Here is a 12,332-nt window from a genome sequence, read left to right as displayed (position 1 = left end):
CAGACCTCAACTAATTTAAAATAATTTAACAGCTGGACCCAAGACCGGGAATAACTATCAGTAGTTAGTAAGGTGAATTTGGTTCTACATACATCTTACATAGAACTCTCTTTTGAGTACGAAAAAATGAGGCTATCTCGTAACTGATGTTTGTCACATTGATTACCTGAGAGACGAGAGTCTTGAAGCCGAAGAGTTCTCGAACCGCCAGACTCTCGTCTGTTGGGTCCTTGGAATGCCATACATTCAATTTACAAAAAATTTCCCGTCATCGGTATCAAAATCGAAGGTTCAGATTGACACAAACATTCCTATTTAAACAGCATATTTTTTTGAATTTCCCGTGACTAAAAAAACTGGGACTGCCTACTGATCAATTTTTTCTGATCTCGGAAACCCACTTGTAAACTCCATTTCCAATTTTTCTTTTCCCCCAATCACAAACATCGCTTCTACTCCAGAAAGACGTTCAGCTAGGATTTTTGCTTTTTCTGGGCCCATCGCCATAAATGCTGTGGCCAAGGCATCTGCCTGCGTCGCCGAAGGTGCTAAAACGGAAACAGAAACCATGGTATGACTAACAGGAAAACCGGTTTTCGGATCCAAAATATGCGCCCGACGATTTCCTTCCTCATCGATGTAGAACTTACGGTAATTTCCCGAGCTGCTGATCGAACGATTATCCAATTCTACTTTTGTCAGCATCGAACTCGTAATTCCCATTTCGGCTTTTGCAGGATCTTCGATACCAATAGTCCAAACGGTTTTTCGGGAATTCATCCCTTTTGCTTTCATCTCACCTCCTATTTCTACCATATAGTCAGAGATTTGATTTCGCTCCACTACTTCCACCAATTTGTCGATCGCATAGCCCTCTCCCAGACCAGTGATGTCTAGCATTACGCCGGGTTTTGCAGCAAAATAACCGGAATCTGTCGCATGAATCATTTTATCAAAACCGATCAAATCAATCAAATCTGCGACTTTTGTAGTGTCCATTTGCTCCCGCTGCTCAAAGGAAAACCCCCAGGATTTCAACAATGGATAGAGTGTCGGTTCGAAATATCCCTCAGACATTTGGTAGAATTTGCTGGTGGAGTCCAGCATTTCCTTGAAGGTGGATGAGGGATTGATCAGTTTGCCAGTTTGGTTGAAATTTGAGATTTCCGAATCCTGGATATAGGAGTTTGATGCCTTGTTGATCAAAGAAAAAACAGAGTCAAATTCAGGTTGCAAATCTTTTCCCAAATCAGCTACCTGTATTCGGTAGTAGGTTCCAAAAATTTCACCTTCGTAGATTTTATACGGTTTCTCTTTTTCTTTACAGGAGCAAAATAAAACTAACGAAATCAATAAATAACTCAAGGTGAGTCGCATATGCAGTGGTTTGGATGTGCGACAGAAAAGGGATTTCTGCCAGAAATAGAAATTATGCCCAAAAATAATCAAATTGAATTCCTTCACCGTTAATTTCCCATGAAGTCAGGTAATCAGGCTATAAATTACAGAACTTTTATCTCCGAATCTCTTTCAAAAATGAGCCAAGTTTACAGGAAAGTATATGTTTTGAATCTCGCTTTCATTCTGATTTTAAGTATGTTTTTACCTTGTTTTGGACAAGATACCATCAGGACCTATTACGATGAAGATTCCGTTCATATCAAAGAGATTTTGACTAAAATCAATGGAAAAGCAGAAGGTGAAGTCAGGCTTTTTGACATCAACGGTAAGTTAATTTTGATCGGAAATCTCAAAAATGACCAGCGAAATGGATTTTTTTATGACCTCGATCCCGAATCAGGAGACACGCTCCGTATCGTGGAATTCAAGAATAACCTCCGAGAAGGAAAAGCGCTGAGCTACTTTGCCGATGGCAGGTTGAGCCAGGAGTCCAATTTTGTCAATAATCAATTGGAAGGGGTAGTGATTTCCTATTTTGAAGATGGGCAAATCCGGGATCGGACTACCTTTCGAAACAATAAACCTGATGGCCTTTCTGAGGCTTTTTACCCAAACGGAAAACCTAAAACTAAAATAAATTTTCTTGGAGGACAATTTCATGGTCCCTATCTTGAATTTGATGAAAATGGTCAAATTGTATTTTCCTCAAATTATTCCCGAGGGCTGGTAGACGGTCAAGAGATTCAATACTTCCCTGATGGCAAAGTGAAGGCTGTTCGGGATTTCCGATTGGGGGAACTTAGCGGAGTCTATGAGTTGAATTATCCCGATGGGAAGCCGGAGCGAAGAGCTACCTATACTAAAGGATCTCCCGAAGGCGAAATGATCGAATACTATCCTGATGGCTCAGTCCGGATGAAAGCCATTTACCAAAAAGGTATCCCTGCCACTCCAATTGTTTCCTTTTATCCAAATGGTACAATTCGACAACGGACCAGCTACAATTCCCAAGGGGAGAAAGTTCTCGAAGAAAATTATTTTCCCAACGAGCAGTTGATCTCTTCTGTCCGCTTTCAAAAAGACTTGGAAGAAGGTGAAGTGAAGATTTTCAATGAAGAGGGTAACCTACTGGAGATCAGAAACTATTCAAAAGGAAGAATTCATGGAAAACGGGAACTATATAATGAAGCTGGTCAATTGGTTAAAACTGAGATCTGGGAAAACGGAAATAAAATCAATAAATAACCTGTAAGTCTACCGCATAGGAAAGTCATTTTTCTATTTTTGCCGAAACGATTTTCACATGAGCAACGCCATCAAGGAAACCCATTTCAACTTCCCCAATCAGGTGGGTTTTTACAAAGGAAAGGTTCGAGACGTCTATATCTTTGAGAAGGAACTGGTTGTAGTAGCATCCGACCGGATTTCTGCATTTGATGTAGTATTGCCAAGAGCCATTCCATTCAAAGGTCAGGTATTGAATCAAATTGCTGCCGGTTTTCTAAAAGCCACAGCTGCTATAGTCCCAAATTGGGTCACTGCTACACCGGATCCAAGCGTGACCATAGGAAAGCGGTGCGAGCCTTTCAAAGTGGAAATGGTCATCCGAGGATATTTGGCAGGTCATGCAGCCCGAGAATATAAAGCTGGAAAACGTACACTCTGTGGTGTGGAGATGCCAGAAGGGCTCCGTGAAAATGACCCTTTCCCTACTCCAATCATTACCCCTACTACCAAAGCTTCCGAAGGACATGATGAAGACATCTCAAGAGCGGAAATTCTTGCTAAAGGAATCGTAAGTGAAGAAGATTACCTGATTTTAGAAAAATATACTCGAGCACTCTTTCAGCGCGGACAGGAAATGGCCAAAGCCAAGGGCTTGATATTAGTCGACACCAAGTATGAGTTCGGGAAGTTTGGTGATGAGATTTTGTTGATTGACGAAATCCATACTCCGGATTCATCCAGATATTTCTACGCAGACTCCTACGAAGAAAATCAGGCAAACGGAATTGCCCAAAAGCAGTTATCTAAAGAGTTTGTCAGACAATGGTTGATTGCGAATGGATTTCAGGGAAAAGATGGACAAACTGTGCCTGAAATGACCGATGAAATTGTAGAAAGCATCTCTGATCGCTATATTGAGCTGTTCGAAAAGATCACCGGAGATAAATTTGTCAAAGGAGACATACAAAACATCGAATCAAGAATAGAAAATGCGATTTTGGCGCATTTGAGCCAATAAAAACTATACCTAAACCAGAAATGCCCGACGGTTAGCTTCCTTATGAAAATGAAGCGTATTCCAGGCACTTCTTCAGACCACAGAAAAACACAAACAATACAGATGAAATACACTATTGATAAAAAAGAGCAATACGTGGTGTTTGCTCCATTAGAAGAGAAAATCGATTCCCTACTCGCACCAAAGTTGAAGTCAGAATTACTGACCATTCATGCAGAAGGATACTCCAATATAGTATTGGACATGAGTCAAGTGAAATATGTTGACTCCAGCGGATTAAGTGCGTTGCTGGTCGGTGATCGTGAATTCGGTCGAAATGGTGGTATTTTTATCATTTCCGGCGTTCAGGATCATGTGATGAAATTATTGAAAATCTCCATGCTCGATAAAAAGCTGAACCTTGTTAATACACTTGAAGAAGCTGGTGAGGCCATTTTCATTCATGAAATTGAGGGAGGCGAAGACGAAGAAGAGGCTTGATCCCTGATTTTGAAGTTACAGTTTTAGGAAATACCTCTTCCATCCCAGTTCATGGAAGAAATCACACTGCCCAAGTCGTTAGATTTGGGCAGGAGTGTTTATTACTGGATTGTGGAGAAGGCACGCAGATCCAGATGCGCAAATTCCGGGTAAAATCTTCCAGGATTGCTCACATTTTTATTTCCCATCTTCATGGAGATCATTACCTGGGGCTAATGGGAGTCTTGTCTAGTTACAACCTTTCCAAGAGGACCAAACCGCTCACCATTTTTGGCCCCAAAGGCCTGGACGAAATCATTACGACTCAATTCCGCTGGAGCAATACCAAGCTGACCTTTCCCCTCACCTTTGTTGAAACCAAACCGGACGGATTGAATCTCTTGTTGGACCATCCTAGATTTTCAGTTCACAGCTTTCCGCTGACACATCGACTTCCTACTACAGGTTTTTTAATTTCAGAAAAAGAAGGGCCTCGGAATCTGAGAAAAGAAAAACTACAGGAAAAAAGAATCCCACTCGCGGCCATTCAAAGCCTTAGAAATGGACATGACTTTGTTGATGAAAATGGAGACCGCTATCTAGTAGAAGAGTATACTCTACCGCTTTTGCCAATGCGTAGTTATGCCTTTTGCTCGGACACCTGCTACGAACCTAAACTTGCAAGGTATATTCAGAAACCAACCCTGCTCTATCATGAATCTACCTTCATGGAATTGGATGCTGCTCGGGCAGTTGTGACTTTTCACAGCACCGCAAAACAAGCTGGGGAAATGGCTAATCTTCTGAAAGCAAAATCATTACTTTTAGGACATTTCTCATCGAGATATGTGGATTTGAGAGAAATGCTGGAAGAGGCAAAAACCGTTTTTGCCGAAACTGAGTTGAGTGAAGAAGGAAAAACGTATGCTATTTTGCCCTGAACCTGACCAATGAATCAACTTCAACAGACGCGTAAGACCAACCTATTTATTATTCTTGGATCAATCTTCTTAACCAATGCCATACTTGCTGAGATCATTGGTGTAAAAATTTTTTCTGCAGAAAAAACGCTGGGACTTGACCCCGTCAACTGGACATTTTTTGGAGAATTCGTGCTTGATTTTAACCTGACTGCCGGAGCAGTGATTTGGCCGATTGTATTTATTACGACGGATATAATCAATGAATATTTTGGAAAAAAAGGAGTGCGGAAGATCAGCTTCATTACAGCCGGATTGATCGCCTATGTTTTCTTGGTCATTAGTCTGGTCACGGTTTTGGCACCAGCTGACTTTTGGCTTGATGTTAATTCTCAGACTCCGACAGGCGAAGGCTTTGACATCAGTTATGCTTTCAACACGATTTTCAGACAAGGGTTGGGAATAATCATCGGCTCGCTCACAGCTTTTCTTTTAGGCCAATTGATTGATGTGTTTGTTTTTCAACACCTTCGTGCTGTTACAGGACCAAAGATGATTTGGCTTCGGGCTACGGGTTCAACCTTGGTTTCCCAGTTTATTGATTCTTTTGTAGTACTTGGGATTGCGTTTTATGTCTTTGGTAATTGGAGTATCAGCCAGATCATCGCAGTTGGTTTGATAAATTACATTTACAAGTTCACCGTTGCGATTCTTTTGACTCCCTTACTATATGTTGGTCATGGACTGATTGATCAGTATTTGGGCAAAGAGCTAGCAGAGGATATGGCTAAAGAAGCGAGTCAGGATCGGTCTTTTTTGTGATTGGAAATTGGAAGATTTGAAGATTTTACATTTCTTCAAATTTCTTCATAGCCTAAAAATCAATTTTTTAACTAGATAAAACTTAACTTTAGCTTATGACTACACTAGCACTAAATATCTCTTTAGAAGACTTATTAAAGTCATTAAGCAAACTTTCCAATCAGGAAAAAAAAGAAATTTATTCATTTCTAGAATCCGAACTTTCTAAAGATGAGGTAAGCGAACCTTTTGAAACGTATAGGCTATCAGAAAAAACTTTAGCAAAAGATTGGTTATCAAAAGAAGAGGAAGCGGCATGGAAGGATTTGTGAAAGGCGATATTGTTGCTGTAAATTTTCCATTTTCTGACCTTAGTTCAACCAAAAGAAGACCAGCTTTAGTCATAGCCTATGCGGAAAATGGAGATTATTTACTTTGTCAGATTACATCCAAATCCATCAAAGATACTTGGGCTTTGGAATTGCCTGAAAGCGAAATTATAGAAGGAGAATTATTCAAATCAAGTAACATTCGACCTAATAAACTTTTTACTGCCGATCAATCGATCATTAATTATAAGGTAGGCCAAATTACACAAGCAATGAGAATTAAGGTCGTTAATGCTATTATTAGATTAATTTCTTAGAATTTTTTTTCAGCAGAACAAATCGCCCTTACTGACTTCCGAAATCGATTGAAACCAAATTTATTTTGTTTTTGGCACTTCAATCATTAAGATTATTCTAAAATCTTTGCATCCTGTCTTGCAATTCCAATTTATTAATCCTACTTTTGCATCGTCAATTTTGACGTAGCTATTTTTCGTGCCGTGAATCCTTACTGTCGCTTGTCTGGGATTTAGGAGTACATGGCAAGAAAAAGTAAGGAAACATTCATGGAAACAACACAATTCTCAGACCTGGGGATTTCGGTAGAAATCTTACGGGCCGTGGAAGAGATGGGTTATACAACCCCTTCCCCAATTCAATCACAGGCTATTCCTTTCGTTTTGGAAGGACGCGATCTTATCGGTCAGGCTCAAACCGGAACGGGTAAAACTGCAGCTTTTGCAATTCCAATCATCGATCTTGTCGACTCGGATTTGAACAAGCCACAGGCCATCATCCTTTGTCCAACCCGTGAACTAGCAGTACAGGTAGAAGGAGAAATCCAAAAACTATCCAAGTACCATAGAGGAATCAACTCTGTGGCGATATACGGTGGTGAATCAATAGACCGTCAGATCCGAGTCCTTCGCAAAGGAGTGCAGATCGTGGTTGGTACCCCTGGTCGTGTGCAGGATCACATTAACAGAGGCACTTTGAAGCTTGACAGCATTGGAATCATCGTTTTGGATGAGGCTGACGAAATGCTGGATATGGGCTTCAGAGACGATATCGAAGCAATCCTATCCGGAATGCCACAGGAAAGACAGACCGTCTTTTTCTCTGCAACTATGGCTAAACCAATCATGGATTTGACCAGAAAGTATCAGACTAATCCAGAAATCATTAAAGTCGCCAAAAACGAGTTGACTGTTTCTAAAATCGAGCAGGTTTACTATGAAGTAAAACCTTCTTTGAAAATGGAATTAATGACTCGCTTGATGAACATCAACAATTACGCCTTGAGCGTAGTGTTCTGTAACACTAAGCGGATGACAGATGAGGTGACTGAAAGTCTCGGAGCGAGAGGAATCTTGGCAGAGGCACTTCACGGTGACCTGTCCCAGGCTCAGCGGGATAAAGTAATGAACAAATTCCGCAAAGGACTTTGCTCAGTATTGGTAGCTACTGACGTGGCAGCTCGTGGTATAGACGTGGACAATGTAGAGGCAGTATTCAACTACGATCTACCTTTGGACGAAGAATATTATGTACACAGAATCGGTCGTACTGGCCGTGCCGGCAAGTCAGGAACAGCGATCACTTTTATCACCGGTCGCAGAGAAACGATGAAACTTAGAGACTTGGAGCGTTATACCAAGGCTACTATCAATAAAATGACCCCTCCCTCTGTATCAGAATTGGTTGAGCTGAAAAAGGCTCAATTGGTCAAAGATGTATACAGAACCTTGGCGGTCGATGAAGATAATCAGCTTTTTGAAGCAACTATCGGTCAGATGTTGACCGAAGGTTTGACTATCGAGCAGATCGCTTTAGGCTTGATCAAAATGAACATGGGTGAAACCGTGAAAGAAATGAAAGAGCAAGATTTCGGCATCGAATCATTCGGTGGTGGAGATCGAAGAAGAGATGGATCAAGAGACGGAGGTCGTGGTGATCGTTTCGGTCGTGGCGAAAGAGGTGGTTCTGACCGATTCGGACGTGGCGAAAGAGAAAGCGGTGGTCGTTTCGAAAGAGGTGGCGAGCGTGGTGGAAGATTCGGAGATCGCAAAGAAGGTGGTGCTCCTAGAGAATTCGAAAGAAGAGGACCAAGAGAAGAACGTACTCGTGATGCTAACATGACTCGTTTGTTCTTAAATCTTGGAAATAAAGACAGAATCCGTCCTAACGATATCGTAGGTGCAATCGCAGGAGAAACTGGCGTACCGGGCAAAAGCATCGGTGGCATCGACATCTTTGATAACTTCTCTTTTGTGGATGTACCTCAGAAAGACGCGGAACATGTAATCCGAGTCATGAAGAACAACACCATCAAAGGAAAGTCCGTCAACATGGAAATTTCTAAAGGTTAATTTGGTTTAAGGTTAATTAGGTTTAAAGGCACATTTCTTCATTGAAATGTGCTTTTTTTGTGTCTTCAACTTTCAGTTTTAGCATGCAGCTTTTCTTTCAGGAAAAAATAGACTTACCCATCACGCACCTTGACGAAGAAGAATCTCGTCATCTCGTGAAAGTGCTGCGCAAAAAACAAGGCGATCAGATCCGGCTCACAGATGGTAGAGGAATGGTCTTTGATTGTGTGATTTTGGAAGCAAATCAAAAGAAAACAAGCCTGAAAGTACTCGCCTCAAGTGAAGTACCCAATGACTCCTTTCAGATTCATCTCGCCATTGCTCCAACCAAAAGTCCGGATCGCATGGAATGGATGGTGGAGAAAATCACCGAGATTGGATTTCACGAATTAACCCTTTTGGAGACGATGAATTCTGAGCGCAGCTTTTTGAAGACGGATCGACTGCACAAAAAGGTAATTTCAGCCTGTAAGCAGAGTTTGAAGTACCGGATTCCTAGGTTACATCAGACAACCAAACTTTCTAAATTAATCCATTCGAAGGAATTTGAAGATTTTCAAAAATTCATCGCTTATGTGGATGAAGCTCATGAAAACCATCTATTAGATGTAGCCAAACCTGGCGGAAAGTATCTTATTCTGATCGGCCCTGAGGGTGATTTTGATCCAAAAGAGATTCAAGAAGCACTGGAGGCGGGCTTTGAACCGGTATCACTGGGAAAAAGCAGACTTCGAACAGAGACTGCCGGATTGGCTGCAGTTCAGATGATTCAAGTACTAAATCGCTGAAAAATGCGTTCTTTTATCTTTGGCTCTTAAAGTAACCCTTGAAGTAATCAAGCAATTTTTTAACTTAGATATATAGCAAGAAAAACCAACCCTCCAAAGAATTGAACCACCGGAGGGTTACAAAAAATTAAGACCTGTGCCGTACAAAGAGCGTGAAATAGAAAAGAAATATTATTCCATCGGGGAAGTCGGGGAAATGTTCAAAGTGGCGCCTTCATTGATCCGTTATTGGGAGGGTGAGTTTGATATCATTCGACCAAAAAAGGACAAAAAAGGTAACCGCCGCTATACCAAAGATGACATCCAAAAGATCAGATACGTCTATCACCTTGTCAAAGAAAAAGGATACACCCTTCAGGGAGCTCAGGAAGTCATCGCTTCCGGCAAAACTCAAGGCTTTGACAAAGTAGCCGCAGTCCAGAAACTTCAGGAAATCAAGGACTTTTTAATCAATCTGAAGAATGAACTCAAAACCCGAAACGGATCCTGAAAACCTCCGGTATCACCTTGCACTATCACTAGCCCCAAAAGTCGGTCCTGGTATTTTTAAAGCAATTTTAGCTTACAGTGGATCTGCACGAGGATTTTTTACGCTCACTAAAGGCAAAGCATCCAAAATCCCTAGGGTTGGAGACAAACTTTTATCTATCCAGCAGCAGGCTACTTCCCTGCTGGAAAAAGCGGATGAACTGGTAAACCTCAGCCTGAAAAAGGGCTTTAAAATCCTGATATCAACTGATCCCCAGTTTCCTTCCCGTCTGAAAATGCAAGAAGACGGGCCGGTTATTCTCTTCACTCAGGGAAATGGGGATCTCAATTTTGAGCGAAGTGTCGGCATCGTCGGTACCCGCAGTGCAACCGCATACGGCAAAGCGATTACACGTAAAATCGTAGAAGACCTCCTTCCCTATCAACCGATAATCATTTCTGGTTTGGCCTATGGGATCGACATCGAGGCGCATCGTGCAGCACTTCAAGTTGGCCTTCCTACAATGGCGGTGATGGGTTCGCCAATCACACAAGTCTATCCTGCCGTCCATAAGAAGACAGCCGATCAGCTTCAAGAAACTGGACTACTCATAAGTGAATATGCTCCGGGAAGTATCATGGTACCTGGAAATTTTCCTGCTAGAAATCGGATCATCGCTAGTCTTTCGGATGCATTGATTGTGGTGGAAGCAGCGGAAAAAGGAGGTGCTTTGATTACAGCAGAGATTGCTTACAGCTACAACAAAGACGTATTTGCGGTTCCGGGAAACCTCCAATCTCCTTTTTCTGAAGGCTGTAATCAATTAATTCGAAAAATGAAAGCCTCGATTTACACCGGTCCAAATGATATCGCCGAGGCTTTGTTTTGGAGTAAGCCAGGAGAAGAAAAAACCAAAAAGCCTATCCTCGATTTGAATGGACGGGATGAAGAAGATACGGCAATCTTGAAGTTGCTTTTGGAAAAAGGAGAATCCGAAATCGATCAAATCAGCTTTTTGACTGAGATTCCATTGGGGTTGCTTTCGTCCAGACTTTTATCACTTGAATTTGAGGGAATTGTAAAGTCCTTGCCTGGGAAAAAGTTTAAGTTATTGGTATAAATGATTTAATCGAATCTCAAATTAAAATTTAAATACTACTTGAACTTTACTGGTTTGTTAATGTAAATTTTGAAGCTATAGTAATTAGTGCTACCCTTTATTTCGGTTGACGCAATATATGATCCTTCATTTTTATCAATAAGCCTATAAAAATACTGATCCCCCGGAATGCTCAATCGCTTCTTCACTTCATGATCACTTTCAATGAACTCCAACATAAACTCACAGTTCTCAAGCCAATGAAATGAAAGTTTAGAATAAGTTCCGTCTGGATATGATTCAATATATGTTCCATCCATAATCTTGACCGTAACAATTTCACCACTCGGATCGATGTAGTAATGAACTTGGTTTTTTAAAAATTCCCCGCACTCTTCCTTGGTTAATTTTGAGATTGGAGATTCCTTTTCCAGAAGCCAATCACCTTGGGGGGGACTCTTCTTATCTAAAAACCGCTGAAATGCATCACAATTCCGTTCAAGTCTAAAAAATATATTTTTTGATTCTTCCTCATGGTCATTTTCAGGAATTGAAAGAAAATATTGATTTAGCAACTCGTCAATTTTTATCTGTAATCTGTCAGGCTTAGATGATTTTTCAGCTGAAGTCAAAATATTACAAAGCTCAACAACCAAGATTTCTCTTTGGGATTCTAAAGATTGAGCGAAACCAAGAGAATATCCGAGAAAGGTTATTAAGAATAAAAAAACAAATTTGGGCATAGATTCTTTCTTTTAGGATTTAGTTAAAATCTAAAGTAAAAAACTTAGTTTAAATTCAAAATACAATGATTATTTTTTTAGTCATAAAATAAGGTTAATTATGCCAACTTTAAAATCATCTTCTCCTTTTAATAAAACACTTTTAGAATCTTGAATTTCTATTTCTTCAATCTCCGAATTACTTTGGGAAAATACCACAAGTAAAATCCACTCAAACTCATCAAAATCAAGCCCAAAGCTGTAAGAGTAGAATAGGTAAGTTTAGTCGCTTCATCTCCACCCAAATAGAAATCCACTATGCTTCCATCGTGAACCTTCTCGATCCAGTCCGAATGACGCGTCTCAATGGAAAGCACTTTGCCGGATAGGCCATCCAACTGGACTTCGGTAAAATGGGTTTTAAACGTAACTTTTGCCACCCCCTTGTCCGGTTGGATATCGATACGATCTACCTCAGAGTCTTGGCCTAACTTGATCATTTCTTCCTCTCCGATCCGTACCATCTCCGATGGAGAAATCCATATACCACCTTCCACTTCTGTCTTGAGTGTGGGAGGTAGAAGCTCTGCTTTCTTCTTCCAAGCCAAAAGAATGGAGGTAATGCCAATGATGAAGAAAAAAATGATCAATGGAAGCCCAAGCCATTTATGCAGATTTCTGATCCAGCGAAGTGCCTTTACCTTAGGCTGAATTTTAGAATCCGACATCA

Annotated in this window: 14 protein-coding genes; 11 read left to right on the top strand and 3 right to left on the bottom strand. The window is 40.9% G+C overall.

Annotated elements, in window-relative coordinates; translation table 11 throughout:
• Positions 1-366: 366 nt before the first annotated feature.
• Positions 367-1,377, bottom strand: a complete 1,011-nt coding sequence (locus DK188_RS12505; protein WP_111671162.1) for an FAD:protein FMN transferase — start codon at positions 1,375-1,377, stop codon at positions 367-369.
• A gap of 159 nt (positions 1,378-1,536) precedes the next feature.
• Between DK188_RS12505 and DK188_RS12500 the strand changes: the two genes are divergently transcribed.
• The 11 genes from DK188_RS12500 to dprA all read left to right on the top strand — a co-directional run bounded on the left by DK188_RS12500 (position 1,537) and on the right by dprA (position 10,901).
• Positions 1,537-2,646 carry a toxin-antitoxin system YwqK family antitoxin gene (locus tag DK188_RS12500; protein WP_198673017.1) on the top strand — a complete coding sequence of 370 codons (1,110 nt, stop codon included), beginning with the start codon at positions 1,537-1,539 and terminating at the stop codon, positions 2,644-2,646.
• Between the two features lie 58 nt (positions 2,647-2,704).
• The gene (locus DK188_RS12495) at positions 2,705-3,646 is read left to right on the top strand and encodes a phosphoribosylaminoimidazolesuccinocarboxamide synthase (RefSeq protein WP_111671160.1); all 942 of its coding nucleotides are present in this window, start codon (positions 2,705-2,707) and stop codon (positions 3,644-3,646) included.
• Positions 3,647-3,748: 102 nt separating this feature from the next.
• Entirely contained in the window at positions 3,749-4,126 is a 378-nt protein-coding gene (locus tag DK188_RS12490) for an STAS domain-containing protein (protein ID WP_111671159.1), read from the top strand.
• Positions 4,123-5,046: a ribonuclease Z gene (locus DK188_RS12485; RefSeq protein ID WP_111671158.1), complete on the top strand. Its 924-nt coding sequence runs from the start codon at positions 4,123-4,125 to the stop codon at positions 5,044-5,046. Before DK188_RS12490 ends, DK188_RS12485 begins: the two co-directional genes overlap by 4 nt.
• Before the next feature lie 9 nt (positions 5,047-5,055).
• Entirely contained in the window at positions 5,056-5,847 is a 792-nt protein-coding gene (locus tag DK188_RS12480) for a queuosine precursor transporter (protein ID WP_111671157.1), read from the top strand.
• A 95-nt stretch (positions 5,848-5,942) separates the two neighbouring features.
• The gene (locus DK188_RS12475) at positions 5,943-6,158 is read left to right on the top strand and encodes a DUF2281 domain-containing protein (RefSeq protein WP_111671156.1); all 216 of its coding nucleotides are present in this window, start codon (positions 5,943-5,945) and stop codon (positions 6,156-6,158) included.
• Positions 6,143-6,472, top strand: a complete 330-nt coding sequence (locus DK188_RS12470) for a type II toxin-antitoxin system PemK/MazF family toxin (RefSeq protein ID WP_111671155.1) — start codon at positions 6,143-6,145, stop codon at positions 6,470-6,472. The genes DK188_RS12475 and DK188_RS12470 overlap by 16 nt, the downstream gene beginning before the upstream one ends.
• 249 nt (positions 6,473-6,721) lie before the next feature.
• Positions 6,722-8,524: a DEAD/DEAH box helicase gene (locus DK188_RS12465; protein ID WP_111671261.1), complete on the top strand. Its 1,803-nt coding sequence runs from the start codon at positions 6,722-6,724 to the stop codon at positions 8,522-8,524.
• An 83-nt stretch (positions 8,525-8,607) separates the two neighbouring features.
• Positions 8,608-9,312, top strand: a complete 705-nt coding sequence (locus DK188_RS12460; RefSeq protein ID WP_111671154.1) for a 16S rRNA (uracil(1498)-N(3))-methyltransferase — start codon at positions 8,608-8,610, stop codon at positions 9,310-9,312.
• A 136-nt stretch (positions 9,313-9,448) separates the two neighbouring features.
• Positions 9,449-9,802 carry a MerR family transcriptional regulator gene (locus tag DK188_RS12455; protein WP_111671153.1) on the top strand — a complete coding sequence of 118 codons (354 nt, stop codon included), beginning with the start codon at positions 9,449-9,451 and terminating at the stop codon, positions 9,800-9,802.
• Entirely contained in the window at positions 9,774-10,901 is a 1,128-nt protein-coding gene (gene dprA, locus DK188_RS12450) for a DNA-processing protein DprA (protein WP_111671152.1), read from the top strand. Before DK188_RS12455 ends, dprA begins: the two co-directional genes overlap by 29 nt.
• Before the next feature lie 35 nt (positions 10,902-10,936).
• Here dprA and DK188_RS12445 read toward each other — a convergent pair whose 3' ends face one another.
• Positions 10,937-11,623 carry a hypothetical protein gene (locus DK188_RS12445; RefSeq protein ID WP_111671151.1) on the bottom strand — a complete coding sequence of 229 codons (687 nt, stop codon included), beginning with the start codon at positions 11,621-11,623 and terminating at the stop codon, positions 10,937-10,939.
• A gap of 158 nt (positions 11,624-11,781) precedes the next feature.
• A complete protein-coding gene (locus DK188_RS12440) occupies positions 11,782-12,330 on the bottom strand; it encodes a PepSY domain-containing protein (RefSeq protein ID WP_111671150.1) in 549 nt (182 codons plus the stop codon).
• Positions 12,331-12,332 lie beyond the last annotated feature (2 nt).

Origin of the sequence: Algoriphagus litoralis (assembly GCF_003259255.1) — a bacterium.
In the GTDB taxonomy this organism is placed as follows: Bacteria; Bacteroidota; Bacteroidia; order Cytophagales; family Cyclobacteriaceae; genus Algoriphagus; species Algoriphagus litoralis.
The sequence above is the reverse complement of the archived record's forward strand: the minus strand, read 5'-3'. Positions and strand labels throughout refer to the sequence as shown.

Excerpts from the sequence above, each read along its gene's own strand:
- DK188_RS12505 (WP_111671162.1), bottom strand. The coding sequence starts at position 1,377 with ATGCGACTCACCTTGAGTTATTTATTGATTTCGTTAGTTTTATTTTGC.
- DK188_RS12495 (WP_111671160.1), top strand. The coding sequence starts at position 2,705 with ATGAGCAACGCCATCAAGGAAACCCATTTCAACTTCCCCAATCAGGTG.
- DK188_RS12470 (WP_111671155.1), top strand. The coding sequence starts at position 6,143 with ATGGAAGGATTTGTGAAAGGCGATATTGTTGCTGTAAATTTTCCATTT.
- DK188_RS12440 (WP_111671150.1), bottom strand. The coding sequence starts at position 12,330 with ATGTCGGATTCTAAAATTCAGCCTAAGGTAAAGGCACTTCGCTGGATC.
- DK188_RS12500 (WP_198673017.1), top strand. The coding sequence starts at position 1,537 with ATGAGCCAAGTTTACAGGAAAGTATATGTTTTGAATCTCGCTTTCATT.
- DK188_RS12460 (WP_111671154.1), top strand. The coding sequence starts at position 8,608 with ATGCAGCTTTTCTTTCAGGAAAAAATAGACTTACCCATCACGCACCTT.
- DK188_RS12480 (WP_111671157.1), top strand. The coding sequence starts at position 5,056 with ATGAATCAACTTCAACAGACGCGTAAGACCAACCTATTTATTATTCTT.
- dprA (WP_111671152.1), top strand. The coding sequence starts at position 9,774 with ATGAACTCAAAACCCGAAACGGATCCTGAAAACCTCCGGTATCACCTT.
- DK188_RS12445 (WP_111671151.1), bottom strand. The coding sequence starts at position 11,623 with ATGCCCAAATTTGTTTTTTTATTCTTAATAACCTTTCTCGGATATTCT.
- DK188_RS12465 (WP_111671261.1), top strand. The coding sequence starts at position 6,722 with ATGGAAACAACACAATTCTCAGACCTGGGGATTTCGGTAGAAATCTTA.
- DK188_RS12490 (WP_111671159.1), top strand. The coding sequence starts at position 3,749 with ATGAAATACACTATTGATAAAAAAGAGCAATACGTGGTGTTTGCTCCA.
- DK188_RS12475 (WP_111671156.1), top strand. The coding sequence starts at position 5,943 with ATGACTACACTAGCACTAAATATCTCTTTAGAAGACTTATTAAAGTCA.